The organism is Lamprobacter modestohalophilus, assembly GCF_016583905.1.
Lineage (GTDB): Bacteria > Pseudomonadota > Gammaproteobacteria > Chromatiales > Chromatiaceae > Lamprobacter > Lamprobacter modestohalophilus.
This window is the reverse complement of the sequence record NZ_NRRY01000004.1, coordinates 115,294-141,987: the sequence shown is the minus strand read 5'-3', so window position 1 is coordinate 141,987 and position 26,694 is coordinate 115,294. Positions and strand designations below refer to the sequence as shown.

At 58.9% G+C, this 26,694-nt stretch carries 18 protein-coding genes; 13 read left to right on the top strand and 5 right to left on the bottom strand.

Annotated features, from left to right (window positions below; genetic code table 11):
- Positions 1-130 precede the first annotated feature (130 nt).
- The 11 genes from CKO42_RS04510 (at position 131) to CKO42_RS04460 (ending at position 15,502) form a co-directional block, all read left to right on the top strand.
- Positions 131-1,159, top strand: a complete 1,029-nt coding sequence (locus tag CKO42_RS04510; RefSeq protein ID WP_200239827.1) for a PilN domain-containing protein — start codon at positions 131-133, stop codon at positions 1,157-1,159.
- Positions 1,156-1,764, top strand: a complete 609-nt coding sequence (gspM, locus tag CKO42_RS04505) for a type II secretion system protein GspM (protein ID WP_274608879.1) — start codon at positions 1,156-1,158, stop codon at positions 1,762-1,764. Before CKO42_RS04510 ends, gspM (CKO42_RS04505) begins: the two co-directional genes overlap by 4 nt.
- A gap of 749 nt (positions 1,765-2,513) precedes the next feature.
- Positions 2,514-4,616, top strand: a complete 2,103-nt coding sequence (gene gspD, locus CKO42_RS04500; protein ID WP_322827744.1) for a type II secretion system secretin GspD — start codon at positions 2,514-2,516, stop codon at positions 4,614-4,616.
- A 28-nt stretch (positions 4,617-4,644) separates the two neighbouring features.
- Complete coding sequence (locus tag CKO42_RS04495; protein WP_200239929.1) at positions 4,645-5,589, top strand: KpsF/GutQ family sugar-phosphate isomerase; 945 nt, start codon at positions 4,645-4,647, stop codon at positions 5,587-5,589.
- Positions 5,590-5,653: 64 nt separating this feature from the next.
- Complete coding sequence (locus tag CKO42_RS04490) at positions 5,654-6,748, top strand: PilN domain-containing protein (RefSeq protein ID WP_200239821.1); 1,095 nt, start codon at positions 5,654-5,656, stop codon at positions 6,746-6,748.
- Entirely contained in the window at positions 6,748-7,329 is a 582-nt protein-coding gene (gspM, locus tag CKO42_RS04485) for a type II secretion system protein GspM (protein WP_200239819.1), read from the top strand. Before CKO42_RS04490 ends, gspM (CKO42_RS04485) begins: the two co-directional genes overlap by 1 nt.
- A gap of 87 nt (positions 7,330-7,416) precedes the next feature.
- Complete coding sequence (locus tag CKO42_RS04480) at positions 7,417-9,774, top strand: O-linked N-acetylglucosamine transferase, SPINDLY family protein (protein WP_200239817.1); 2,358 nt, start codon at positions 7,417-7,419, stop codon at positions 9,772-9,774.
- A gap of 455 nt (positions 9,775-10,229) precedes the next feature.
- A complete protein-coding gene (locus tag CKO42_RS04475; protein WP_200239815.1) occupies positions 10,230-11,210 on the top strand; it encodes a hypothetical protein in 981 nt (326 codons plus the stop codon).
- A 197-nt stretch (positions 11,211-11,407) separates the two neighbouring features.
- Positions 11,408-13,222, top strand: coding sequence for a beta propeller repeat protein (locus CKO42_RS04470; RefSeq protein WP_200239813.1), 1,815 nt, complete (start codon positions 11,408-11,410; stop codon positions 13,220-13,222).
- Between the two features lie 30 nt (positions 13,223-13,252).
- Positions 13,253-14,404 carry a glycosyltransferase gene (locus CKO42_RS28205; RefSeq protein WP_200239811.1) on the top strand — a complete coding sequence of 384 codons (1,152 nt, stop codon included), beginning with the start codon at positions 13,253-13,255 and terminating at the stop codon, positions 14,402-14,404.
- Positions 14,405-14,410: 6 nt separating this feature from the next.
- Positions 14,411-15,502, top strand: a complete 1,092-nt coding sequence (locus CKO42_RS04460; RefSeq protein ID WP_200239808.1) for an acyltransferase family protein — start codon at positions 14,411-14,413, stop codon at positions 15,500-15,502.
- A 24-nt stretch (positions 15,503-15,526) separates the two neighbouring features.
- Here the strand turns inward: CKO42_RS04460 and CKO42_RS04455 are convergent, their stop codons facing one another.
- Positions 15,527-15,952: a YajD family HNH nuclease gene (locus CKO42_RS04455; RefSeq protein WP_200239806.1), complete on the bottom strand. Its 426-nt coding sequence runs from the start codon at positions 15,950-15,952 to the stop codon at positions 15,527-15,529.
- A gap of 97 nt (positions 15,953-16,049) precedes the next feature.
- Here CKO42_RS04455 and CKO42_RS04450 point away from each other — a divergent pair, with 97 nt between their 5' ends.
- Together CKO42_RS04450 and CKO42_RS04445 are read left to right on the top strand one after the other, a co-directional pair.
- The gene (locus CKO42_RS04450) at positions 16,050-17,645 is read left to right on the top strand and encodes a peptidoglycan D,D-transpeptidase FtsI family protein (RefSeq protein ID WP_242479112.1); all 1,596 of its coding nucleotides are present in this window, start codon (positions 16,050-16,052) and stop codon (positions 17,643-17,645) included.
- 2 nt (positions 17,646-17,647) lie between these two features.
- A complete protein-coding gene (locus tag CKO42_RS04445) occupies positions 17,648-18,982 on the top strand; it encodes an FtsW/RodA/SpoVE family cell cycle protein (protein ID WP_200239801.1) in 1,335 nt (444 codons plus the stop codon).
- Between the two features lie 68 nt (positions 18,983-19,050).
- Here CKO42_RS04445 and CKO42_RS04440 read toward each other — a convergent pair whose 3' ends face one another.
- Genes CKO42_RS04440 through CKO42_RS04425 form a run of 4 tightly spaced genes read right to left on the bottom strand, consistent with a single transcriptional unit; the run spans position 19,051 to position 26,634 of the window.
- Positions 19,051-20,019 (bottom strand): glycosyltransferase family 2 protein, encoded by a 969-nt coding sequence (locus CKO42_RS04440; RefSeq protein WP_200239799.1) that lies wholly within the window; start codon positions 20,017-20,019, stop codon positions 19,051-19,053.
- Positions 20,020-20,021: 2 nt separating this feature from the next.
- Complete coding sequence (locus CKO42_RS04435) at positions 20,022-21,338, bottom strand: rhamnosyltransferase WsaF family glycosyltransferase (RefSeq protein ID WP_200239797.1); 1,317 nt, start codon at positions 21,336-21,338, stop codon at positions 20,022-20,024.
- A gap of 15 nt (positions 21,339-21,353) precedes the next feature.
- Positions 21,354-22,733: a glycosyltransferase gene (locus tag CKO42_RS04430; protein WP_242479111.1), complete on the bottom strand. Its 1,380-nt coding sequence runs from the start codon at positions 22,731-22,733 to the stop codon at positions 21,354-21,356.
- A gap of 4 nt (positions 22,734-22,737) precedes the next feature.
- Complete coding sequence (locus CKO42_RS04425) at positions 22,738-26,634, bottom strand: glycoside hydrolase family 99-like domain-containing protein (protein ID WP_200239793.1); 3,897 nt, start codon at positions 26,632-26,634, stop codon at positions 22,738-22,740.
- Positions 26,635-26,694: the final 60 nt, after the last annotated feature.

Here is a 26,694-nt window from a genome sequence, read left to right as displayed (position 1 = left end):
CGGTACGCTGTGATCTGGCGAACGCAAGTAACAACCAAATCGCGTCACCGACGTTGCAGTTTTCACCATGGCCCTCGACTCTGTGTCTGACCTAAAGTTGTCCACCCTGATGGATGGCAACATCGGCTCTATGCTTGCTAAAGTTCGGCAAGCGTTTTTCGGCTGTCTGCCGCGCTGGTTTGGCCGATGGTTGGCCTCTCGGCATCCGGATCTTGTTGTCGCCCCTCAGGGCGATCGCGCACAGCTTTTTCGCGATGTGATCGGCGAGCGACAGCCGGTTGGTGCGCTCGTTGCGCATGCACCAGACATGAAGCCGGTGCTCGACGTGGCCGAAACCCGAAGCTGGCGCCGCATCATCCTGGAACTGCCGTCGGCTCTGATCTTGACTCGACGTTTGGTCTTGCCAGCCCAGGTGCGTGGCAACCTGCGCCGAGTGGTCGCCTATGAGCTTGATCGGCTCACCCCGTTTGCACCCACTGAGGTCTTTTTCGATGCGCGCGTGGTGGCCGGTCTTTCAGGGGGTACCACCATCGATGTCGAGCTCGCGCTCTGTCCGCGGGGACAAGTAACAACATGGGTTGATCAGCTGCGCGCCGTAAAGAGGCCCCCCTCGCAGATTACTTGGCCTGGCGCCTGGGCTGAGGCCAACTTGCTCCCCCCCGATGAGCAACCTCGACCGCGTCGGCTCGCCTGGATCATCAGCGGGCTGTTGTTGCTGCTGGTCGTCGGACTAACCGTGACCGTGCTGTTGACGCCACTCTGGCAGCGTGCCCACGAACAAGACCGATTGGCACAGGAATTGACCAGGATGGCAGCTCAGGCCGAAGAGGTCTCGGAGCTTCGAGAGGCACTTGAGCGTGCGCGAGTCGGGAGCCTGGCTGTTCTCGAGCACAAACGCGATTATCCGCGGATGACCGGCTTGCTCCTCGAGTTAACCGAGCTCCTTCCTGACGGCACCTGGGTGCAGACGCTCAACTATCGCGATGGCGCCGTCGACATTCGTGGGGAATCGTCGCAAGCCACTGCGCTCATTGGTGTGCTCGAGCGCGGGCCTGGTATCAGCAATGTCACCTTTCGGTCGCCTGTGATGCAGGTTTCTGCGAGTGGCAGCGAGCGCTTCCATATCGCCTTCGATTATAAAACGGTCGCGGTGCAATGAGGTCCAAAGCTGTGGCCCGGCGAACCTGTGTCGCAGCGCTCGCTGCGATGCTGTTGCTACCGCTCATTGTCGTTGCGCTTGTCGCTGAGATGTGGCTCAGGCAGATCAGCGATATGGACAACGGGATTCAGGCTGACGCTGAAAGACTCGAACGTTACCAGCGATTGGTTGCGACATTGCCCAATCTTCGCGTGGCGATCACAGACGCGCAATCAAATGATTCATTCAAGATTTATTACTTTGACGCGGATACTCAGCCGATTGCCGGAGCGCAAGTGCAGCGCGAGGTTCAAGACATGATCCGCCAGGCGGGCGCGCGCCCGGTGAGTGCGCAGGTTCTGCCAGGCAACGACCAGGAAGTGCCGCCACGAGTCCGGCTCCGCGTCCAGTTTCAGTGCACCACTGATCAGCTCTTCGATTTGCTCTACCGAGCAGAGTCGGCGCGGCCATTTTTGATCGTCGATCAAATGTCGATACGCTCTCAGGCCCGCTCGGGACAGCAAGTCAACCTTAATAGAAGGCGCCAAAGCCCGATCGCCGACAATCAGGAACTGCTGACGGTCAGGCTCGATCTCTTCGGCTACTTTATGAGTTCAGTAAAATGAGTTCGGTAAAGTGAAAAAGATACTGTTGCTCATATCAGTGGCCCTCGCAGCGGTTCTCGCGATGCAGTGGCGAGACTGGCCGCGGCCGTCGCCGGCTGGCGACGCACTACCTGTTCAGGGGTCAGCCGAGCTTACGATCAGTCCGGCCGCTTCCCCCGCTGTCGCGAGCCTTGGACCACGTGAAGATTACGCCGTTATCTCTGAGCGGCCGCTTTTTGTGCCAAGTCGACGGCCTCCTGAGGAAGAGCCAGAAGCACAGACCGAGGATCTCGCGGGGGAGATTGCCGATTTAGAGCGCCTAGATGTGTCAGCAATCCTGATCTTGTCGCCGGAAAACGCCTCCGTCTGGCTGAAGGATCCAGCCGTCGCCGATCGCAGCCTTGTCCGTCTAAGAGTAGGTGACGTCTACGAGGGCTGGACAGTCGCTGACATCAAGACTGACCGGGTCGTCATGGAGACACAAGGTGCTACTCATACCTTAGAGCTGTTAGACTTTTCACGTCCCGATGCCCAAAGCCCCGCAGCTAGACGACAGGTTATTCGGCAGCCCGTGACCCGAACGCCTCCTCGGCCTCGTTGAGGCCTTAGCCAGCAGCTGCGGCAGCATCTCAAGGTACTTCAAGGCGCATCGTTTCTCCACAACCGGGTTCGTGTCGAGCCCTTAGCGCGCATCTATGCTCATACTTTGCACCGGCCGGTCAGCCATCGGCCTCGCTTTTCACCAGCCACGGTGGCTTCTCCGCTGCTTGTTGGCGTTCGCCCTGCTACCCATGCTGCCGGGCTGTCAGTCCCTTGTCTGGGATCCGACGGAACAGGTCTCGAGCGCCGAGGGCCATACCAATGTCGAAGAGCGAGCTTCTGGTGCTCAGGGCCCGGTGCGCGCTGGTGGCGGCATCGCGCTTGGCGACGATGCCCCTGCGCGCCCGCCGGACTCTGTTCAAGCCGGCACCGGTGTCTTCGTTCAACCCGTCGCCGCCCCGCGATCCGCGAGTGCAGATATCGCAGGCCCTGATGTCTCTCTGAATTTCGATAACACCGACATTCGGGAGATCGTCAAGATCATCCTCGGCGACGTGCTCGAAGTGAGCTACACGCTTGATCCCGCCGTTCAGGGCACCGCATCCCTAACCACGGCCCGGCCGTTAAGTCGCGATCTGCTGATTCCGACCCTCGAGACCCTGCTGAGGATGAACAACGCGGCACTGGTCGACCGTAGCGGCCGCTTTGAGGTCGTTCCGGTGAGCAATGCGGTTCAGGGACGGGTCGTTCCGCAGCTCGGTGGCACGGCGCGTTCAATCCCCGAAGGCTACAGCGTGCAAGTTGTCCCGTTGCAATACGTCGGTGTCGAAGAGATGGCCAACATTCTGGAGCCTCTGGCCCCCGAAGGCAGTATTGTTCGCGTCGACACACTCAGGAATCTCGTCGTGTTGGCCGGCAGCGGGCCAGAGATGACGAGCATGCTCGACACAATCCAGATGTTCGACGTCGACTGGATGGCCGGCTTGTCGGTGGGCTTTTTCAGTCTCGAGTACGCGAAGGTCACTGACGTCGTGACCCAGCTCGAGACGTTGCTCGCCGATGAATCAGCCAATGCCGCGAAAGGGCTCTTCCGGTTCATTCCCATCGAGAGCGCCAATGCCATGCTTGTCGTCTCTCCCCAGCAACGCTACCTCGCACGGATTGAAGACTGGATCGAGCGCTTGGACTTGGCCGAAGCCGCAGGAACCTCAGCGCAGCGGCTTTATGTGTACCGGGTTCGCCACGGCAACGCCGAGAGCTTAGCCGACATTCTCACAACCTTATTCTCCGATGGGGGCGGCAGTAGCAGAGTCAGTCGCACTGTCGGCGGTGTCGCGCCTGGTCGCGAACAGGCATCCATGGGCGGAGATGGCTCTAGCGCCGGCTCAGGTACAACCGGGTCAGCGTCGCGCGGTGCGACCGCGAGCACCCTCAATCTCTCATCCGAGGTCAGTATTGTTGCCGATGTCGTGAATAATTCGCTGCTGGTCCGTTCCAGCCCGCGCGACTACAAGAAGATTCTCGACGCACTGAAGCAGCTCGACATCGTTCCGCTACAGGTGCTGGTCGAGGCCACGATCGTCGAGATCCAGCTCACCGGCAGTCTGCGCTACGGCGTCCAGTGGCGATTTAAAGGGCCAGCGATTGAGGGCTACCAAAGCCGCCAATCGTTGACCCAGAGCAATTCTGATAACCCATCCCCAACCTTCCCGGGATTTAACTGGTCGGTGGTTCTCCAGCCAAGCACCATCAAGGCGACCCTGTCCGCGCTAGCAGAAGATAATTTGGTCAATGTGCTGTCGTCTCCGACCGTGATGGTCATGGATAATCAAGAAGCGAAGATCGAGGTTGGCGATGAGGTGCCGATCTTGACGACCGCACAACAGGGCACGTCAGATACCGATCGCATCCTTAACCAAATCGAATATCGCCAAACCGGCGTACAGTTGTCTGTGACGCCTCGTGTGACACCCGGCGGACTCGTTCAAATGCAGATCGATCAGCAGGTCAGCTCGGTACTCGAAGATGTCGGCCCCTTAGGCTCGCCATCATTTCGTAACCGATCCATCACCAGCAATGTTGCTGTGCGCTCCAATCAGGCCGTGGTTCTTGGCGGTCTGATCCAAGACGATACTTCGAGCGGCAAGTCTGGTATTCCCGGGTTATACCGGGCACCCATTGTCGGTTCCTTATTCGGCCAGACCAATAAAAATGCTCGACGCACCGAGCTCGTTGTTGTGTTAACGCCGCGAGTCATCGCAGGCGACAGTGACATCGATGCAGTGACGCGCGATTTCCGCCGCAAGGTAAAGAATCTTGACCCCCGGTTCTGAGCCCGAGATCCGCGCCAGCGATTGCGGCATGGCTAACGCACAAGACCCAACGGCAGTTGCGAGGGAGGTGTTTGATATCGAGGCTGCTGCAATACTCGGCCTCAAGCAGGTGTTGGATGCGCAGTTTGCTCGTGCCGTTGCTGAGATTCTCGCCACGAGTGGACGCGTCATCGTCAGCGGTATGGGAAAGTCCGGAATTATTGCCAACAAGATCGCTGCGACGCTCGCGAGTACAGGCACACCAGCATTTTTCATGCACCCAGCCGAAGCGCTGCATGGCGATCTCGGGATGGTCACGCCTGCTGATGTCTTCGTCGCCGTCTCTAACTCTGGTGAGACCGAAGAGCTCGTCAAGCTGATTCCGTTCCTCCGCGATAACGGCAACGCGGTCGTCGCGATGACCGGGAATGCGCAGTCCACACTCGGAACACAGAGCAATCTTCATCTCTCGATACGGGTCGAGCGCGAAGCCTGTCCACTCCAGCTCGCGCCGACTGCCTCAACCACCGCAGCACTGGCGATGGGCGATGCATTAGCGGTCGCGCTCATGAAGGCGAGGGGCTTCGAGGAGCATCAATTCGCTCGCTTCCATCCTGGCGGAAGCCTAGGCCGGCGTCTGCTAAAGCGTGTCCGAGACGAAATGAAAAGCGAACAGCTTCCGTTCGTCGACCCACAGGCGAGCGCTGATGAAGTCTTGGCCACCACCACCGCAGGCAAGCTCGGCATCAGTCTTGTCAGCTCAGATCGGCACCGCGTCATCGGCATCATCACCGACGGGGATTTGCGTCGAGCCTTACAGCGCCTGCGCGAGGGCTTCTTTGCCTTATCGGCGCAACAGCTCATGTCGCCAAAGCCGGTCACGATCGGAATCGATAGCAGCATGAACACCGCTCTCGAACTGATGGCGACGCATCAGATTACAGCACTGGTCGTCGTCGACGACGATTCCGTGGTTGGAGTTGTGCAAAAGTAAGCCCTGTGGATAGGCGTCAGGAATCAGGAGTGGTCGAGAGCATCCGGCCATCAGCCGCAGATCCATGCCGGCCGTGAGTAACCGATACCACGAGCTCGCTCGTCACGGCTCAACCCTTTGGCATCGCCTTCTCGAGGCTTGGCAACAAGCGTTGCTCAGTTGCCTGCCGACGTTTATTGTCCGTCCGCTCGCGGCCAAGCGGCCGGTGCTGGTGATCACCCCAACGGGTGACATGGCTGAGTTCAGCCGCCAAACCTTTGGTGAGCGCACCACGATCGGCAGCTTCACTCTTCAGGACCTTCAACAGTTCAAGCAGGCCGCGAAAACCCCTTCGCTTGCTGCGTACACGGGCATCTGGATCGAAGTCCCCGAGCAGCGGATGCTCTATCGGCAGATCCGTCTTCCGGCTCAAGTCGCGAAGAACTTGCGGCAGGCGGTGCGGTTTGAAATTGATCGTATTACGCCCTTTTCGAGTGCAGAGCTCTTTTTTGATGCCTCAATCAACGGTACCCTTGCGCAGGGTGCGAAGCTTGATCTACTGATCGCGTTTTGCAGGCGCGCTGATGTTGATCCTTGGCTGCAGGCGGTCACGGCTGCGGGAGGTTCGGTCACAAAGATCAGCAGCCGTCATGCCTGGCCGGGTGCGAATCTGCTGCCGGCCGAAGCACGGCCGCAGCCGTCGCGAGGTCGCATCCTGGCCACTGCCACCCTCGCTCTCCTGCCGTTGCTGCTGCTGAGTGCCGTTTTGCTGACGCCTATCTGGCAAATGAACACGGAATTAACACAACTCCAACACGAATTGCGGCAATCGCGCATCAAGCTCGACGAAAAGGAGCAACTGACTGAGCGTCTTGAACAGGCGCGTGCGGCGACGGCTGAGATACTCGAGGCCAAGCTTAACCAGCCTCTTGTGACCAATCTGATTCGTCAGGTGACGACGCTGCTGCCTGACACCACCTATCTGCTCAACCTGCACTATCGTGGTGGGCGCCTTGAGATGCGGGGGGAGTCCGATAATGCCGCCGCGCTCATCGGTTTGCTCGAAAACGAGCCCGAATTTACCAGCGTCACCTTTCGTTCGCCGGTGACGACCGCCGCGGGGAGAGAAAACCAACGCTTTCATATCGAGTTGAGCGTGCAGCCGGCTGAAACCGAGTAATGGCAACATCAAAGCAAAAAACCTGTGCCCTCTTTTGGCTGCTCACAGGCATCCTGCCGCTTGTGATCCTGGGCGCAATCTTCGTCAGTTGGTCGGGCCATCTGAGCCAACTCAGTGAGCGTGTCGCCAATCACCGTGACCAGATCCGCAGCATTCAGAGCGGCGTCGCTGTCATTCCAGCGCTGCAAGCAGCGCTGCAAGCGGAGCGCTCTCGCGATGACCTCAACCAATACGCCTTTCAAGGCGAAACCTGGAGCTTGGCCGCCGCGCTCGCCCAGGGCAACCTCAATGCGCTGATGAGCGATGCCGACTTGATGGTGGCCAGTGTTCAAGCGCTGCCGCAGCGCGCCTCTGAGGCGCCTGATCGCATCAGCATCCGCGCACAGGTGCAGGGAACAACCGAGCAGCTGGCCGACTTGCTCTATCGTATCGAGTCAGCCACGCCGTTCCTGATCGTCGAAGATCTCTCGGTGCGGCCGCTGCCGCAACCGGCGCGGAGAAGACCTGGGCCCGCGGAGGTAACGAACGCTCCGGGCTTGGTGATACAGTTACAGGTCTATGGCATCGTGCTCCGTAGCTGAAAACCTTAATAGGCCTTTCGTGCGCTCTGGCAGCAGCAATGTCGGGCCGTTCATTCCTAGAAGCCAAATGCAAGCACCAACACCGCGATGAAACGCCCGCCATCATCAGCTGCCGCTGAGCCAGGGAAAGGCAGTCAACGGACAAAAACCGCCTCGGTCGAGCGTGGTATCCAAGCCTTCCAAGCGCAACGCTGGGATGAAGCCAGGCGCATCATGCAACGGGTGTTGCAGCAACGGCCCGCTGAGCCAAATGCCCTGCACATTCTCGGTCTGATTGCGGCTCGCGACGGCCGGTTCGATCTCGCCGAGCGCAGACTGCGACGTTGTACCGAAGTCGCGCCCGAGAGTGCTGATGCCCACGCGAATCTCGGTAACGCACTCGCCGCGCTCGATCGAACGCAAGAGGCCGAAGCGAGCTATCGCAAAGCCTTAGCACTGGCGCCCGCTCACGCCCGCGCGTATTACAATCTGGCCAATTGCCTACAATCCCAGGGGCGACTCGAAGATGCGGAGCACGCCTTCCGACAGGCGCTCGAGCTGGCGCCGGAGTCGATCGAGGCAAGGATGAATCTCGGCAATCTCCTGCGCCAGCGGGGCCGGTTGGACGAGGCCGCCGCCCTGTTTCAGGCGCTCTTGGCAGCGCGCCCCGAGCTGCATCATCTGTGGCTCAATCTTGGCAATATCGAGCGTCAACGGGGCGATCTCGCCAGCGCAGAACAGGCCTACAAGCGCCTGTTGGCACAAGACCCGACGAATCCGCGCGCCAATCTCGCAATGGCTGTTTTGGCGCTCGACCAGCGCGATCTCGCCACAGCAGAGCAATACCATGAGCGGGCCGCGGCCTCGGCGCAAGCACCTGCCGTCGAGCTTTGGACCGTTCGCGCCAATCTGTTGCAGCTGCGCGGACAGCCAGACCAAGCGGCAGACGCCGCCAAGCGCGCGCTCGAGGCCGGTGAGACCCGACCCGAGCTGCGTTTGCAGCTGATCAGGCTGCTCACGGCCGGTGGTGGACAGGTAGACGCACTGGCCATCCTTGAAGACATGCTCCATCAGCAGGGTAACGCAGTGCCGGGCCTGCTGGGTGAGCTTGTCGCCAATCAGCAAGCCCTGTGCGATTGGCGGCATTGGCCCGAGCGGTTGGGAGCCCTGGTTGAGCAGGTCAAGGCCGGTGATTGTGAGGCGATCGCGCCGTTCAGATGTCTGACGCTGCCCGGGCTATCAGCCGCCGATCATCTGCGTTTCATGCGCGCTTACGCGCAACGTTATCAGCCCTGGGCCGACGCCGAGCCACTGTGGCAGACGCGCCCCCGAACGCCGCAGGCCCGCCCGCGCATCGGCTTCATGTCCAGCGATTTCTATGACCACGCCACCGCCCGGCTCACGGCGGCGGTCTTCGAACATCTGGATCACAACGCCTTTGAGTACCGGGCTTATGCCATCGGCCCAGCACGGGCTGATCCGATGCGCGAGCGCCTCTCCAGGGCCTTCGGTGGCCTGATCGCACTGCATGAGCTAGATGATGACGCGGCAGCTGCGCGGATCAGCGACGATGGCATCGACATCCTCATCGATCTCAATGGCTACGCACAGCAGCCCCGGACTGGGATCCTGGCCCGACGGCCGGCGCCGATCCAAGTGGCCTGGCTCGGCTTCCCGGCAACCATGGGCGCGCCATTCATCGACTATGCATTAGTGGACGAGGTGGTGGTGCCGCCTCAAGACGCGCACTATTTTGCTGAATCGCTCGCTTACCTACCCATCTGCTATCAGCCGTTTGACCCAACCATTGCTCCGGCTGCGCAACCCACCCGAGAGGCGCTGGGTCTCCCCGAGGAGGCCTTTGTATTCTGTTGCTTCAACAACCCGTCCAAGCTCTCGCCGGCCCTGTTCGATCTCTGGTGCCAACTGTTGCGTGAAGTGCCGCGAGCGGTGCTGTGGCTGTACGCACCCGCAGACGAACTGCGGCGCAACCTCAGTCATAGTGCGACAGAGCGCGGCGTAGACGCGGGTCGACTGGTGTTCGCGGACCATTGTGCGAACGCAGAGCATCTAGCCAGGCTGGGGCAGGCCGATCTGTTCTTGGATACCTGGCCCTACGGCGCCCACACCACGGCTCGGGACGCCCTGGCCGTTGGCGTACCGGTGCTGACTAAGCGCGGGGACAGTTTTCCCTCGAGGGTGGCTGCGAGCCTCCTGAACGCAGTCGATCTGTCGCAGCTCGTCTGTGAGGGCGAAGAGGATTATCTGCAGAAGGCGATCGCGCTTACGCGCGAGCCCGAGCGGCTCTTACAGCTCCGCACGCACCTAGTAAAGGCGAGGCAGGGTGCTCGGCTGTTTGATCCGGTCCACTTCGCAGCCAGTCTCGAGGCCCTGTTCCAGCAGATGCTCGATCGCCAGCAAGCGGGCCTACCGCCCAGCAACATCGGCGCATCAACAGGCAACTAACGTAGATCACGGGTTATCTACTGTCTCTTATGTGCGACGAAACGGCTGTTGCCGCGCGCAACATGAGCTACAACATGGCCGGAGCATGACCTCAACGACCAGCCGAAGTGGGCTAGAGACCACAGAAAGCGCACTGTAAAGTGCGAAGTCGAGCCAAAAATAACGCATGTGGGTTGACAACAACAGCAGATGAGGTATTGTTAAGGCCGTCGAGGGCTCAGTCGCAACGCACGGTCTGACCTCAAAGGGGTTTTGACGGCAGCTAGAGCTTGGCGTGCCAGCTCATCTGGCGTAGACTTCCACAGAACACTGCTGGATCCATGTCGATGGCCGCCCCCTAGACACTTGGAAAAGCGTGACAGATGGCTGGCAGCGAGCTTGAATCTCTCGATGCTTCAGTCGACATTCGAAGAACCGCCCATCGAAAAGTGAACTTAAGTAGGAGAACTTTGCTCATGATCAAGCAAACCAAGCTTGCCGCCTCCATCACCGTCGCGCTAGGCGCCTCTGCCATTGCGACTGGCGCTGCTGTTGCCGGCACGGGTTTTTGGCCGCACGTTGTCTATTCGCCGTCGGTCACGACTGTGGTCAGTGTGATCAATCAAAACCAGAGTGGCGACGATCTGCACTACGTTCTTTACTACAAGGACGCAACTGACAATACGGCGGCATGCCAAGAAGTCAACGTTTTCAAGCCGACCAGTCCAAACGATATCCAGACTATCGATCTAGGCGCCGTGTTCGGTTCCACAACAAAGGGTGTTCTGTTTAACGATCCTTCCGTAAACAACGATTGGGATGCTGATCCCAGAACCTTTGCGCTAGCCCAGGCAGCAGGTCAAAATCCTCTGCGTGGATATTTACTGGTTGACAATTCCGGCACAACCGCCACCGATGTGTCTGGCGATGCGCTAGTTCTTGAATATACAAACGGGGCAACTTGGGGATATAAAGCCGAAGAAAGCTTTAATAGCGACTTCAGAAATTCTGGATTGACTATTGGCATTGACGATGTCTCTCAAGTGTCAATCAAGCCCTTCGCTGAGATCAACACGAGCTTCATGGTAACCCCTGTCTCCGCCAATATGGGTGCTTTAGATGGCACAGGCGGAGACGATTCAGTGACTCTCAGAATGAGAGTTCAGGCAAATGGGATTACTGGTGTCATGTATGACCGAGACGAGAACCCGGTATCTGGTGCAGCTGAAGCTCCTGTAGTATGTGTAGGGCGCGTAAACGCTACAGAATTAGTGGGCGCTGGTGCTCAGACATTCTTGCCTGATGGTGGTTGGAGTAACCTAGAAATCCTGCCCAATGCCGCTGGTATTGTTGCTGGAACAACGGGTGCTGTTGTCTACCAGCTCGAATATGGCTCTGGTACCTTCAACGGTGAGACTATGTCTGGCACCTTCAACAACAGCTTCGAGCTGAAATAAATCTCTTGTCTAGCCACTAAAAGTAAGTGGCATTAGCTAATGCGCCGCCTTAACAGGCGGCGTTTTAGTTTTAGGGTAAATACATTCCGGATTGCACTTCCTAGAACAAATAACCAGCAAATACGCCTCGAAGTCGGGATAATGAAATGGTGAATGGCGGTTCAGCTGAATCTTGCTCGCGAATAAGGTCAAAGAAGATGATACAACTGAGTTTGCAGCCCTTTGGTTGGTTGAGACTTGTGCTGCTGGCCGTGACTCTTTTATCAATCCCGCCCATCGGTGCAACTGAACGACTGACTAATGAACCCTTGGATTCACTGTCCAATTGGGATTATGTACAGGATGGAAATGGAGCGGTCTGGGTTGCGTACTACGACACATCGAAACGCTTGTGGTTGCGCAGACCGGATGGTTCGTTGGAGCAGGTTGGGGGTGAAGATCGAAATAAGGCACCTTCTGGGCTTGGTTTGACCGCAGAGAAAGACCGAGATCTTGTTGCCGTACTCTGGCGCGATAAGCTGCCCTCAAAAGGATTATTTCTTTGGGATAGCGACGCTGGATCCAATGTTGTTGAAAACCTCGACGATGGTAGCGAGCCGCTCGCGCGCATTCTCGCAGCGAGCAGCAACAACCGAATACACGCGCTTTGGTATGGGGAGCGCGTTGATCCTGACACCGAACTGAGATACCACATCTATTACCGAAATCAAGCCATTGAAAGCGGTGAGCTGTCAAGCATGGTCAAGGTGATGCCAGGGATCTATCCTACATGGGCTGTCGGTGCCGATGGTAAGATCATGGTCGCAAGTTGGACTGCTGGGGAAGATCCGCCACAAATCGCTGCACGCTTTCGCGATGTCGAGAGCGGTGATTTCAGTTCCCGAAGCGTGATTGCTGAAAATGTCGAGATCACCCCTTTAATTCGGGCCTTTCGTAGTGGTAATCGATGGTTCGTGCTGTGGCACGCGCAACACGAAGATAATCAAGCATATCCATATTCGCTTCACCTTGCCTATACCGATGACGAAGGGGAGAGTTGGACGAGAGAAGAAATCGAAGATTTGCGGGGTTACGACATCGCGAGTGCGGACATCGCTTCCGATGACACTGGACGGGTTTTTATCGCTGTCGATGCGATCGACCGTTCTCAGAAAGCTAGGGATGAAAAGATGAGCGTGTGGCTCATCCAATCTATCGACAATGGCTCAAGTTGGAGCATGTCTGATTTACGCGCCAATGGCGGCATGGAGGCTTTCCATGCACGTAGTCCATCAGTGGCGCTTGGTCCAACTCAAGATCAAGTTTTGGTCATCTGGGAAGATTGGCAAACAATAAGGCCGAGACTCTTTGGACACTTTTCTAACGACAACGGTAAAAGTTGGCAGCTTAAGAATCAACAATTACCAAATCAGCCTGATGGCAATCTCGGGTTGCGTTTCTCGGTATCATCAGTGTTTGCGACTGACGACGGCTACCAGGTGATCGCCGAACAGTTTGCCGACACGTTCCTCGAAAAAAATTTGATCGCCTTCGATTTCACCGTTGCAGATCTAGTCACTGCTGAGCAATCTGACCTATTACGGAGTAGTAAAGCAGCTGACGATGATACGTCGAGCAACGGCGTGACTAAGCTGGATGGGCGACTGCAAGCCTTAAGGACACGCGTTTCCGAATTCTGGCAAGCGATGGAAGCGGGTGATTTCTCTGCTGCATACTATTTTTACGATCCATTCTTTCGCGCACTCAACACAGAACAGCGTTTTACATCGCTTACGGGTAACATCACTTATTCTGATTACGAAACCCTTGAGATCAACCTGATGGGTACGATCGCGCAAGTGAATGGAGTAGTTCGAGGAAATGTCATCCCATTCCGAGCACCTACTACGGGCGAGCTGATCGAGCAAGATGAGCGCAAAGTGCCAATTCGGGATACATGGTTATGGATTGACGGTCAGTGGTACCGTGAGTTCTACAGCGAGGGTATGGACCTCAAGTACACCCGTTATTGACCAATCGAACGGTCACGAATAGGGCTTTTCGTGCATCTACTCATCCTCCACCAAGCCTGGGAATTCGGTGGTGCTGAACGCACCACCGCTAACCTGCTCACGCATCGCGATCGGGCAAAGATCCAGCGGGTCACCCTTGCCGGGCCTACCAATGTCGAAGCCATGATGCCCGCCGAGATCGACGCGTTCGTCGATCTCGGCGGGGTCATCCCGCACGGTTGGTTTCCGCAGCAGGCTGAGGCCGTCGAGCGCGATATCGACTCAGCGGTCGAACTGCTCGAGCGCGTCCGCCCGGATGTCGTACTTGGGATGATGCACTACTCAGGGATGTTGATGGCATTGGCGGGCGCCCGTTGCCGCCCGCGCATCCCAACGGTTGCCAGCTTCCGAGGCCCGATCTCCCAGCATATACGCCGCTATGAACCCGGGCTAGCGCGTAAACTGCTGATCTACCGCTATCTGATTCAGGGGAGCCGTCAGGCAACCCGCATCCTTGTGCCATCGCAGGGCACGGCGGACGATAGCCGCCGCCACTTCTTGGCCCCGAGAAAGCGCATCAACGTCATCCCTAATGGGATCGATTACGACGCTGTGCGTGATCGTTCGGCGTTTTCACCACCGACTCTCGACCTCGGTAGTCCCGATGAGTTGGTGATCATGGTTGCCGCGCGCCTCTCGGCGGAAAAAGACATCGCGGTGCTGATTCGCGCGTTCGCGGCTGTTCGCCAAACGAGCCCTTCCCGCCTCGTCATCGTCGGTGACGGTCACGCCCGGGCGGATCTCGAGCACTTGACTGCTGTGCTTGGACTGCAATCACGGGTCACCTTCACTGGCTACCAGACGCCGATCTATCCCTTCCTGTGGCGCGCCGATATCTACGTTCACACCTGCGAGTTCGAGGGCTTTGGCTACGCGATGCTCGAGGCCATGGCCTGCGAAGCAGCGGTGGTTGCCACCGATTGCCCGACGGGGCCGCGTGAGCTCCTCGACGGGGGGCGCTATGGCGTGCTCGTGCGTCCCGGCCGCGCTGATGATCTCGCGCGGGCGTTGAATGCGCTCGTGAGTGCGCCGGAGAAGCGTGCGCATTTCGTCGAACAAGGTGTCAAGCGCGCGCAGGCCTATCCCGTCGCGGCCATGGTGCGAGGGTTCGAGGAACTGTTCGCAAGCATCGTGCGGCATTAGTGCAGCATGGCGAGCAGGTCAACGCTGCAGAGCATACAGGCGTTACGCGCAGTCGCCATTTTCCTCGTGTTGTTGTTGCACCTGGTGAGCCTCGCCGCTCATTACCGTCCGGGCGATGTGGCTCATGTCGGCTGGGCGGGTATCGGCCATGCTGGCGTTGATCTGTTCTTCGTGATCAGCGGCTTCATCATGTACCTGATCGGCCATCGGCAGTCGGCCGGCTGGTCTGCGGCTGGCCGCTTTCTCTATCGACGCGCGGCCCGCGTGTATCTGCCTTATTGGCTCTGGTTTCTGGTCGCCTTCTTGGTGTACCTGAGTGCGCCGCAGATCATGCTGCTGAAGCCGGGGCAAATCACCGATCTGTTTCACTCGTTTTTGCTGATACCGACCTGGACACCTCAGCTGCTGCCGGTGTCTTGGACGCTGAAGTACGAGCTGTATTTCTATGCCGTTTGTGCGTTCATCCTGTTCTTGCCAGGGCGCTACCGCTTGAGCGCTGCCGGCGGCTGGCTTCTTTATATGCTGACTGGGCAATGGGTCTGCAGTCAGCCGCCCATGGCTCCTTGCGAGCCGGCCTTGTTTCTCACCATGCACCCAATCATGTTTGAGTTTGCGATGGGTGCGCTGGTTGGTTTCCTTTATGAACAAAAGACTTACCTGAGCTGGGCTTCGCGGTACCTGTTAGGCCTCGGTGTGTTGGTGTTGCTGGCTGTGTTTGTGGTGTATGTGTTCTTTGCCATCGACCTCGATGCAAATGCCTGGAATCGCGTTGTGCTCTTCGGACTTCCGGCAGCGTTGATCGTCTTCGGCGCGACGTTGGCCGAGCGTGATCAGCAGGCGAGGGTCTCACCGTGGCTCGTTGCGGTCGGAAACGCGAGCTACAGCTACTATCTGTCGCATTTGATTGTGATCCAGATGGTGTTTTGGTTGCTCGCGCCCATTGCTTGGTTTCCGACGCTGCTGATGATGGGTATCGCTTGCGCAGTGTCCTTGCTGGTTGCGCGCTTCGGCTATCGCTACGCCGAACAGCCGCTGTTGCGATTCGGCTACCGAGCGTTTAGCCGCCAGCCGAGCGGGGTCTCTGGTCAGCCCAGCTAGGCTGATACCTGCTGTCGCTGTCCATCAACGATCCGGCTTCGGTTTCATCAAGGATCGAAGATTCTCAAAGGGATTATGCGTGCTCGGCGCTGCGCTGCGCCCGCCCGTGGCGCTGGTATCGCGTCCGGCGGCGACGGCGGCGATGTGCTCTTCGTACTTTTGATGCTCGTTGTCGTGGCAGTAGAGACAGAGCAGCTCCCAGTTGCTGCCGTCGGGTGGGTTGTTGTCGTGATCCATATCTTTGTGGTGCACGGTCAGCTCGCGCAGATTGCTGCGGTCGAACTCTCGCGCACAACGTCCGCACACCCAGGGGTAGAGCTTGAGGGCCTGCTCGCGATAGCCGGCGGCGCGCTCGTCCATGGCGCGGCGGGCGTCGGCAACGACGCGGTCGAGCTTGCTACTATCGATTGTTTGGCCGGTGCGGCCGTGGCGGGGTGTCTCTTTGGGCATCTTGGGCTCCGCGGGGTCTTGCGGCGACGGTGGTTGGAGGTTTCGTCTGATTGTAGCCGCAAGTGTGGCCAGATTCTTCGGTATGATCTCGCCTGCTATGGAACTGCTCAACGCTCTGTTTCGCTCACCGCCCTGGGAGGCCGTGCGCCTCGGTCTGCACCTGGCCTTCGGGCTGGCGTTGCTGTTTTGGCTCTGGCAAGCCTTGCAGCTTCGGTCAGTGGTGCCGCTGAAGCATCTGGCGCGACCGCGCGCGTGGCTGCTGCCAACCGTCGGCCTGATCGGCCTGTGCCTGGTCGCTATTCTTGGGTATCAGGCAACCTGGCAGCTGGGGGGAACGGCGCGGCCGCAATTCATTGCCTTCATGCAGTCGCATGATCGCCGCCAGTTCAACCCTGCGCATTGGATTCAACGCGGCCGGATTCTCGATCAGCGCGGGCAGGTCTTGGCCGAGAGTCGGAATCGGGGTGGTGCTGCGGAGCGGGTTTACCCCTTTGGCTCGGTGTTTGCGCATGCCATCGGCTATGCCGATCCGCGCTTCGGGCTGAGCGGTGTCGAGTCGATGGCCAACCCTGCGCTGAATGGGTCGACGTTGGACAGCCTCGGCGACTGGGGTGAGCTTGGGCGTCAGTTGCTGACGCAGAGCAAACGTCCGCGCGGGCAGGATCTGGTGACGACCCTGGATGCCGGCTTGCAGCAGGCGGCGGTCGAGCAGATTGCGTCGGCGAAGGGCATCGGCCGTGGCGCGGTGGTCCTGATGCGGCCTGCGGACGGTGCGGTCCTGGTGATGGCGAGCGTGCCAGGCTTCGATCCGAATCAGCTGCATCCGACCCTCTTTCGGGGCGGTGATCCGGCGACTCCGCTGTTGAACCGTGCCACCCAGGGCCAGTATCCACCTGGCTCCGTCTTCAAGGTCATCCTGGCTGCTCAGGCGTTAGAGAACGGCTTCCGCGGTCGCCTGGACAATCCCGCTAACGGTTACACCACCTCGAGTCGGTATCGGCCGATTCGAGATCACGAATATTACGAGGCGCAGCGCTCTGGTCGGGCCTGGGCCGGCCATGGGGTGCTGGATCTAACGACGGCACTGGCCAAATCATCGAATGTCTTTTTCGCGCAGCTCGGTGTGCTCGGCGGCCATAGAGCGCTGGCCAAGACCGGTGAGCGCTTCCTCTTCAACCGATCGATTGCGTTTGTCGGCGGGCCTTCCGGAACCGTCCATCTGCAGGCCGCACAGCTCGAACCAATCCCGGAGCGCGACCGTTATGGGCTGGCGCAGGCGGCGATTGGGCAGGGCCGCGTCACGACGACGCCGGGCTATATGGCTCTGGTCGCGGCGGCGATCGCCAACGATGGGGTTGCGATGCGGCCGCGCCTGCTCCGCGATACAGCGCCGGAGGTGCTCGGGCGATTCATGAGCGCGGATACGGCGCGCCGGCTGCGGGTGATGCTCAGACGTGCAGTCACCGATGGCACCGGGCAAGGGATCGAGACCGCGGGGCTAGAGATTGCGGGTAAGACCGGCACCGCTGAAAACCCGCAAGGCGCCTCGCACAGCTGGTTCATTGGCTTCGCGCCGGCGTCGGCGCCGCGGCTGGCATTCGTTGTCTTGGTCGAGCATGGCGGTTATGGCTCGACGGTTGCGGCGCCGATCGCACGCGATCTTCTGCTCAAGGCCGCCGAGCAGGGTTTCTAGCCATGGCACGACGCGGAACGCCGATCAGCATCAGCGATTACTGGCAGCTGCGCGCACCCGAGCGCCGACTGTTGCTCTGGGCGCTGCTCATCGCGCTCTTAGGCTATTTGATGCTGCTGGGCGCGGGGCCGAAGGATGGACTGGACGTGCAGTTTGCGGCGCTGGTGCCCTTCCTGATTTACCTGGGTACCTTCGTTAGCGCGCATCTGCTGCTGGTGCTGGCGCGGTTCCGAGGCGATCAGTTGCTGCTTCCACTCACCGCGCTGCTGAGTGCGATTGGCCTGATCGCCCAGGCCCGCACGGGGCTCTTTGCAGCGGCGGCGTTAGACCCCGCCAAGTTGATTCCACTGCCGCTCGGTGTTGCCTTGATGCTGATCTTTGCGATCGCCGGACGGGGCGGACGTTACCGCCTTGCCACGCGCGTGACCTGGCTATGGGCCGGGGTCTCGTTGCTATTGTTGGCGTTGGTGCTCGCGACTGGGCAACGTTACCGAGGTGCGGTCTATGGGTTCGGATTCATCACGCCAACTGAACTACTAAAGCTCACGATGGTATTGTTCACTGCGGCCTTTATCGATCAGCACCTGAAGCGGCTCAGTCGGTGGCGCAGTCTGCTGCCGCCGCTGCGGACACTCTGGCCATTGCTGCTGGTCTGGGGGCTCGTGCTTGCGATGCTCTTGGTGCAGCGCGACCTCGGGTTGGTGTTGATCCTCGGTGTAATGCTGCTTGCGGTGTTGGCGGCTGGCACTCGGCATTCCGGTTATCTGGCTTATGGCTTGGTGCTGGGAGGCGCGGCCGGCGTCGCCTTGGTCAGCTTCTTTGCTCATGGCCAGCGTCGTGTCGAGGTGTGGCTGAATCCCTTTTCCGATCCAACCGGGGCTGGCTGGCAGGTCTTGCAGGGCCTGTCGGGCATGTATGCAGGCGGACTCTGGGGCGAGGGCTTTAGCGAGGCGCGTCCACGCTATACGCCGATCGCCGAATCTGACTTGATCTACGCGGTCTGGGCCGAGGAGCTTGGTTTCGCCGGCAGCCTGCTGCTGGTGCTGCTGTTTGCGCTGTTGCTGATCCGCTTGCTCAGCTTGGCCGCGCGGGCGCGTACGCCTTTCGGGCTGATGGCCGCAACTGGTGTTGCGGCTGTGCTGAGCGTGCAGACGCTATTGAATATCGGGGGTGTCACCAAGGCACTGCCGCTGACGGGTATCACGCTGCCGCTCATCAGCCACGGTGGCAGCAGCCTACTGACGGTGTTTGCCAGCCTTGGCTTGGTGCTTGCGATCTCCGACGGCGAGCCGGTTAAGCGTCGTTCAACGCAAGCCACTGGCGTTGCGCGCCGGTAAGTGAAAGCAAAGCAGCCGACGGCATAACGGCGTGGCAGCTTGGTTTAACGCGCAGCTGACTGGGTCTATCAATGGCGTCCCCAATAGGGCCGCCACCACTGTCGTGACATGAACGCGATAAGCTCGGCATCTTGGCACTGTTTCATTGCCTGAACGTGCTCACGCTGTTTCAGTACTTGCCGAATCCCTCGGAGCGCGGCGATCTTGGCGCGGAAAATCGCCGTCGTTCGATATTGAAGACTCAGCACGATGAGGCTCGTCAGATTGAGCAGCAGGTGTTGCCACCAATAGCGTTTCAACAGTGTCGCTGGCATATCCTTGAGATAGGTCCACACCAGATTACGATGGCCGTGGTAAAGCGAAAAATCACTGTGCTTCCCTGTGATGGCGGAACCCATGTGTCTGACCACCGCATCTGGCACATGCCAGCAGCTCAACCCAGCAAGCCGCAGTCGAAAACCCAGATCAACATCTTCGTTGTAGCAGAAATAGCGCTCATCAAAGCCACCCACTGCATCAAGAGCCGATCGCTTGTAGAGCGCGGCGGCGGCGCAAGCAGCAAAGACCTGGTGTCGCTGCATTGAAACCTGATCACGCGGTAAACCATGTCCAATCCGCCAAACGAGCCCGGAGACATGATAAGCGTCACCGGCGCCATCGAGCAGAGTGCTGTCTTCCGCTTGTACCAGGCAACTCGCGAAACTTCCCGCCTGCGGGCAATCAGCCGCTGCCCGCAACAGTGCCTCTAGCCAGTCCGGCTCGGGGAAGGCATCTGGATTCAATAATGCAACCCAGTCGCTCTCGCGACAGCGCTCCAATGCACGATTGTTTGCCGCAGCAAAGCCCAGGTTCTCATCAAAGGACAATAGCTCGACGCCCATCCAGCGGTGCTCAATGCACGCGGGGGAATCATCATCACTTGCATTATCGACCACCAAGACACGATCTGGAAGCCTGGTTTGCGCGTGAACGGCGGCGAGACATCGATCAAGTAATGGGCCACTGTTGTAGTTGACGATGATTAGGGCAACGCTCATCGCTAGGACAGCCAGGCCTGCACATCCGCCATGAGTGAATCGTGATAGGCCTCATCCCAGGTCCGTGCCCACGCAACCTGGGCGCCCTGGCGGCGGCGCTCGATATCCGGGCTGGCCTCGAGTGCAGAGCCTAAGCCGTTCCGCACGCCGGTGAGGGTGGGCACGGCACCGATCAGGTTGCCGGATAACGCCGCCAGGCGCTGCTCGCTCTTATTCAGGCAGGTATTGGTCACGACCAGTTGGCCAGCCGCTGCCATCTCGAGCGGCAGCAAACTCGGGTGCTGGGTATACATGAGACTCAAACCAAGGTCATAGTCGAGCAACCGTTGGCGATAGGCATCGAACCCCAGCTTGCCGAGCATCTTCAGGGTTCGCCCCCCAGGCAGCGGTTGATCGCCCCGTTCGCTCCCAATCCCGTGGAACTCCCAGCCATCGGCAAAGAGCCCGTCTTCAATGGCCCGGCTCAAGCCCAGGTAGCCGAGCTCGTACAGATTACGATGTGCATGCCCCTCAGGGCGCGCATAGAACAGCAAGCGACCCTTGCCAGCCTGTAAACGCGCCGCAGATGCCGAGAGTGAGGCGGATAGCTCGGGCTCTGTATAAGAGACGATTGCATTCTCGAACGCAGTCTGCCCTAGATAACCGGTCGTGGCTGTTTGTGCAGCAAAGACGCCAATGTCATTCAGTTCGAAGAAATCCCGCAGCAGGCTGCTCGAGAAGAGGGCGTGATGCGGATACTGATAAGAGGCGTGAGCCATGGCGAACCAGCTGCCCATCGGATAGGTAAAGGGCTCATACTCTTGAATCAGATAGAGGAATGGCTTGCCCCGCATCGACTCGACAACCTCGGCCGCGAGATGCGCGCTCCACCAGGTGGTCGCGATGAAGGCATCCGCGTCACTGATTCGCAAAGCCGCCTTGCGATCGCCCTGGTAGACGACCTCAACCTGCTCGAGGAGCTGTGCAAAACGGGCATTGCCCTGCAGGGCCTCTCCTAACCGAGCTAACGAGAACGGGCCGGGATCAACGATGACCAGCCGAACCCTGTTGCCCATCGCCGCTAGGCGTTGAGCCAAAGTAAGTTTGGCGATGTAGCCGCCGTATAGACTGCCACGGTGTAGCTCTGGAATCAGCAGGTTGATCCGTCTTGGTGCACCTGCGTCAACCTTGACTACAAGCGGCCTGAGCTTTTCCTCCAGCCGATGTAGGCTTGCACGCTCGGCAGTCTGCTGCAGCGTTTGACTCACAACACGTTTGACGGGCAGCAACCAGCCCGAGCTTGCAAGCCTACGCAGCCGCTTACCATCGAGCAGGGACAAGGTCAGTACTCCAAGCTAGACGGTGGAATTATCCAGCACACCCAGCCGCATCAAGCGTTGCCGAGCAGCCGCGCCGACTGCCGTTGGACTGTGGTGCCGATCGATGATCTCGCGGGCGAGCTTGACGCGGCGTTCAACCTCGAGCGGCTGATCAACGATCTCTCGCATCAGCGCAGCGGCGTGCTCCACATCCGGGTCGGCCCAGACCTGCCCTTCGGCTTGTGGATATTCTCCCGCTCGCAGCGGCTTGAGTTGATAGTCAACCAACCAGCAATTCTGCTCATGACAGTAATCCAGATTGCCGGAATACCCCGTCGTCACGACCGGCTTGCCAAAGTACATCGCCTCCGCTGGTCCACGACCAAAGCCCTCGGAACGGTGCAGCGAGATAAAGGCATCACAAGCCTTCATCAATGCGCCAATCTCGCCATCGGACAACACCTCATCAACCAGATAGACGTTGTTTGCCCGTAGCAAGCTGTTCTCTTTGAAGGCCTGATAGTCATCCGGCTTGAGTTGGCCTCCATTGAGCTTGACGACGATACCGACATGATTGGGGCGTCCAGCGGGGAAGGCACGCTGCAGCGCCTCGATCGCGGCATAGGGGTTCTTGCGCGCGATGAATGAGGTGAAATCGAAGAAAAACAGGAAGAGAAACTGATCTTCGGGCAGGCCGAAGCGCGCCCGACCAACCTCTGAGGCTTTGGGCTCAACCACCAATGGCATACGCACCACGGGTTTATCCGTCCGTTCGGACACCGCTTGTTGGATGAAGCGGGACGGGGCCCAGATCTCGTCGACATGATCGAACGCTGGCAGCCAAGCGTCCGGGAAGCGGCTCAACTCCCAGGCCCAGTAGCCAATACGCACCGCTCCGGAAAACCACTCATGGCCTAGGTGTCCATGAGCAGACGCCATCTCATCGGCGTTCAGAAAGAATAGCTGCGCCCGTCGCCGCGGTTCGGCCACTAAGCGGTCAAAGAAGCCGAAATGACCGAGCCTAGAGGCATTCTGCTGTCCAGCACCGAAGGTATTATAGAGATCGAATGGGAGTTGTGCGGCGGCAAAGGCGCCAGCGGCGGCTCGAAGATCCTCGCCACGCCCAGAGATCAAAAAGGGGTGTCCAACCAGGGTAACGCCTGCCAGCCGTGGAGGCACGAGGCGGGCAGTATCGGGGCTGGAGGCGTATGCGGGATCGGGCTTGATCAGCGCCTCGTTGTTCGTTTCGGTGGGCGATGGCGCAGGCTGCTCGTCGGTCGCTGCTGTCTCTGCCAATAGCGATGGCATCGGCAGTGGTGCGCGCCATCCCTGACGGGCACCAGAGGCGACTCGCCGCAACCGTTGGACCAGTCGGAACCGATGGAGCCAGAGCCATAGCCGGCGCAGTAAACTCATTTGCCTAGCTCTCACGGCCCAGTGCCGCATTCAGGGCGCGTCCCGTCGCCTCGAGATAGTCGTGCCCATAACGCTTATCGGGCTCGAGGTGATTGCCTTCTGCCCACTCGTTCCAAGCATTGATGAATACGAGTCGCTCGTCGCCAAACTTCAGTTCGCGGGTTTCCTTGATTGCCTCTGTCAACCAGCTTTGGTAAAGCTCGGGGGTTGAATTGACAAAAATATCGGAGTCGTTCTGCCGTCGCGCCGTGTTATCCCAACTCGGCATGACCGCCCGGAAAATGAGCTGATCCGGGTAGAGGGCCGCTTGGAAAGCCTGAGCGGTGCGAGCATAGTCATAGAGCCGACCGCTATACTCGGTGTTAGTCATCTCCAACGGTCCGTCATAGCTCAGGGCGCCACCGTGCGGTGGAAATTCGACCGCGGCATCAAAGCCAGGCAGGACCTTTGCCTTGGCATCGAAACTTTTCACATGGACCAGATAAGGGTCTTTTATGCCTGCCTTGGCGCAGGCTTGGCGCCAGCGCTCGGTGGTTGCGACAGCATCGGGCAAAAGGCCAGCACGATAGATCATCAGTAGAGGGCGCCCGTTGATCCGAATATAGCGTGGGTCTTCAAACAGAGGGATCAACGCATCGATGAACGCCAGATCATCCTCTGGCGAATAGTGCTGAGTGATCAAAAGATCCTTCTCACGCCCATCCCACCGGCGCGACCAGTTCTCGTTGGCCCAGCAGACACAGAACGGGAAATCAGGTCGGCCTGAGCGCAGCATTTGCTCCAGCGGCTTTTCCAGCAGCCGATGCCCGTTGAACCAGTAGTAGTAATAACAGAAGCCGTGAATGCCATACTCGGCCGCTAGCGCAGCTTGTTGCTCTTGGATCTCGGGCAGACGCAAATCGTAAAAACCGAGATCGGCAGGGATATGGGGCTGATAATGGCCGGTAAAATTGGGCTTAGCCTTGGCGACATTGGCCCATTCGGTAAAGCCCTTGCCCCACCACTGATCATTTTCCGCAATGGGATGAAACTGTGGCAGATAGAAAGCAACCAGGCGCACTTGATCGAGTGCTGACAATTCATCGGCCCATTTCTCGATGAATCTTTCCTTATTCGCCGCGATGCGCTTGAGCTTATCTCCCTGGGCGCCAGTCGTGACACTCAGGTGATGTACGACCTCCGCGCTTGGGCAATAGAGATTCTTCTTACCCTGTTGGCGGACCTGGAAACCGAGATCTGCATCCTCGAAGTACGCTGGAGCATAACGCTCATCAAAGCCGCCAATCGAATCGAACAGTGCCTTCTCTATCAGCACGCAAGCGCCGGAACAATAGTCGACCTCGCGTACCTGATTGAACAGTGGCTCATGCGGATTAGCGTTCAATCCGACAAGTTGCGCTGATCCGTCGCTACGCATGCAGACACCCGCCTCTTGCAAGTGGCCACTTGGATAAATCAATTTGGCTCCGACGGAGCCAACATCGGGGTCAGACATCAGCTCGACGAGGTGATCGAGCCAACCGTCCCGCACCTGGGTATCGTTATTGAGTAAAAGCAGATAGCGACCACGCGCCTTGTGGGTAGCACCATTAACCGCGCGCAGAAAGCCAAGATTTTTACTATTGCGGAGGTAACACAGGCCGCTGATAGCCTTGAGACGGGCGACCTGAGGCTCTGTTGAGCCATCATCGACAACGATGACCTCCATGGGCGTGACTGGTGGGTGGGCAGCAATCGACGCCAGACACTCGAGCGTCAAGAGTGCATTGTTGTAAACCGGGATGATGACGCTGACCACTGGCGTATCCGTAGTGGGCAATTTCAAGTGCGACAGGGTTGACTCAAAGTCGCTCTTCTTCAGCTTGATCAGCGGCAAAGATGCCTTGGGCGTATAGCGAGAAGCGCGCGTCGAATAGTTTCCCGCAGCCGAGAACGTCCTCGTCGAGGTTGCCGAATGGCTCTCAGGCAAGCTCGTGACAGGCGCTTCCGTGTCATCCCCTGCCTGTTGGGGGGGGACGATTTTGTCACGCAGACGACGGAGTATTTTTCTTACCGCTTGCCGGTAGGCCTGAGGCCCAACTGACAGCAACAGCATCGGAACCTCGCGCAACGCCCGCACCGGGGCCGTCAAGCGCCAAGAGGTCGAGGCGCGGATACTCTCAATCTCCCCCACCTTATGCTCGAACATCCTGAGTGCGTCATGATAATTAGCTTCGAGTTGTCGGTACTGCTCCTCCAAAACCGCTCGTTGTCGCTCTGCGGCACTCAGCGCTGTTTCGAGATCATGTTTCAGCCTGTGATGCTCGGCCTGTGCCTTCTCGGCCCATGCTTGTGCATGTTGCAGCTCGGCTTGAGCCTGCAGCCGTTGCTGCTCTAGCATCCGTTCGCGGGTTTGCGTCTGCTGATCGAAAACCGACTGAGTTAGCTCATGAGCGCGGTTCAATTGGTCCTTTAGGCCGGCGATGATTCGAGTGTTCTCGGTATGTGTCTGATTTGCAGCGTCCCGCTGCTGCTCGAGGATTTGGCATTGGCGCTGCATGGTGCTGATACCCTGAGCCCGCCTGGCGCGATCCAGGACCACTTGCCATTCGCGGTCCGACCATTGCTGCACCCATTTCTTGAAGAATGCCGACAGCCCCCCCGCCGTGGCCAGACTATCGGGTCCGATACCAAACCCAGAGCCATCGGCGACGCGATAGAAGGCTGTGATCTCATCGACATGGATAAACTCGGAGTGCCGCGCAAGTTGCACCCAAAAGTCCCAGTCTTCATAGACCGATAATGCCTCGTCGAAATGACAACCCTCGGCGAGCAGCGAATGCTCGAAGAGCGGGGCGTGGATGGGGATGAAGTTATCGACCAGTAAACGACCGAAGTCGAAGGCGTCGTTGAAGCGATGGACTTCTTGCCAACCATCAGTGCAATATTGCACGCAGCTAACGCCGGCATAGGCAACCCGCGCCATGCTGTGCCGTAACGTCTCCACCAAGCGGGCAAGATGCGCTTGACTCCACCAATCATCGTCGTCAAGAAAAGCCAGATAGGTACCCGAGGCTGCCGCCAACCCAGCATTGGCCGCGCGTGAACGATTTAAGCGCTCACCCTCAGCGACTAGCTTCACTTTTGCATGGCCCACCTGCGCTGGGCAACGTATCGATCCGGTGCCTGACGCATCCACTATGATCAGCTCGATAGGCGAATAGGTCTGCGCCGCGACCGAGGCTAAGGCCTCTTGCAGCTCAGCACGCCCGGTCGAGCGAATGATGACCGAGACCAGCGGATTGGTGGTGTCCCGATCAGGTTCAAGCGCGACACCCACTGTCGGAGCCGAGCTGAGCAGTTCGGCTGGCGGCAGAGCGCGACGCAGTTGCTCGCAGGGAATACGCTGATAGGCCTCACAAGCACGCGTCTCTGTCGACTCCAGTAAAGTTGCTCGGAAGGCATCGCGCGCCATCACCGCTGGTGGTTTTATGCCTCGCTCCCGCGTGAGTTTGACCGTTTGCAGCGCCTTGCTCTTCTGTTCCAAGATCGGTGTAATGTCAGCGAGCTGGAAATCCTGCAGCAATACGTCAGTCTCGAACAGAACCAACGCCTCGCAGCTATTGATGCGGCGCGCCGCCTCTCTCGCTAGCCGCATGGAAAGTTGCGTAGCTAGTGCATCGCAATAGGTGTTACTGGCATAGATCACGGCGCTCTCCGCCTTGATCACCAGGTCCATCAGCTGAGACGAGATCGTCGTGTCGGCAGGCACTGCCTGTTCATCGATCTCCAAATAGTGCAGAGCCCGGTCGGATAAGCCCTCGATAAGCTCGGAGGACAGCTGTTCTAGACCTTGCTGACTGGCGTCTCCAAACAGCACGACGACATCGCAGTGTTGATTCGACTGAACATAGTACGACAACGCACCCATGGCTCCGGACACTAGGTCGCTTAGCCAAGGCGTAACGAACAGCGCGGGGCC

What these genes read in the sequence shown, in the direction of transcription:
- CKO42_RS04510 (WP_200239827.1), top strand. Translation starts at nt 131, where the DNA reads ATGCTTGCTAAAGTTCGGCAAGCGTTTTTCGGCTGTCTGCCGCGCTGG.
- gspM (WP_274608879.1), top strand. Translation starts at nt 1,156, where the DNA reads ATGAGGTCCAAAGCTGTGGCCCGGCGAACCTGTGTCGCAGCGCTCGCT.
- CKO42_RS04495 (WP_200239929.1), top strand. Translation starts at nt 4,645, where the DNA reads ATGGCTAACGCACAAGACCCAACGGCAGTTGCGAGGGAGGTGTTTGAT.
- CKO42_RS04490 (WP_200239821.1), top strand. Translation starts at nt 5,654, where the DNA reads ATGCCGGCCGTGAGTAACCGATACCACGAGCTCGCTCGTCACGGCTCA.
- gspM (WP_200239819.1), top strand. Translation starts at nt 6,748, where the DNA reads ATGGCAACATCAAAGCAAAAAACCTGTGCCCTCTTTTGGCTGCTCACA.
- CKO42_RS04480 (WP_200239817.1), top strand. Translation starts at nt 7,417, where the DNA reads ATGAAACGCCCGCCATCATCAGCTGCCGCTGAGCCAGGGAAAGGCAGT.
- CKO42_RS04475 (WP_200239815.1), top strand. Translation starts at nt 10,230, where the DNA reads ATGATCAAGCAAACCAAGCTTGCCGCCTCCATCACCGTCGCGCTAGGC.
- CKO42_RS04470 (WP_200239813.1), top strand. Translation starts at nt 11,408, where the DNA reads ATGATACAACTGAGTTTGCAGCCCTTTGGTTGGTTGAGACTTGTGCTG.
- CKO42_RS04460 (WP_200239808.1), top strand. Translation starts at nt 14,411, where the DNA reads ATGGCGAGCAGGTCAACGCTGCAGAGCATACAGGCGTTACGCGCAGTC.
- CKO42_RS04455 (WP_200239806.1), bottom strand. Translation starts at nt 15,952, where the DNA reads ATGCCCAAAGAGACACCCCGCCACGGCCGCACCGGCCAAACAATCGAT.
- CKO42_RS04450 (WP_242479112.1), top strand. Translation starts at nt 16,050, where the DNA reads ATGGAACTGCTCAACGCTCTGTTTCGCTCACCGCCCTGGGAGGCCGTG.
- CKO42_RS04445 (WP_200239801.1), top strand. Translation starts at nt 17,648, where the DNA reads ATGGCACGACGCGGAACGCCGATCAGCATCAGCGATTACTGGCAGCTG.
- CKO42_RS04440 (WP_200239799.1), bottom strand. Translation starts at nt 20,019, where the DNA reads ATGAGCGTTGCCCTAATCATCGTCAACTACAACAGTGGCCCATTACTT.
- CKO42_RS04430 (WP_242479111.1), bottom strand. Translation starts at nt 22,733, where the DNA reads ATGAGTTTACTGCGCCGGCTATGGCTCTGGCTCCATCGGTTCCGACTG.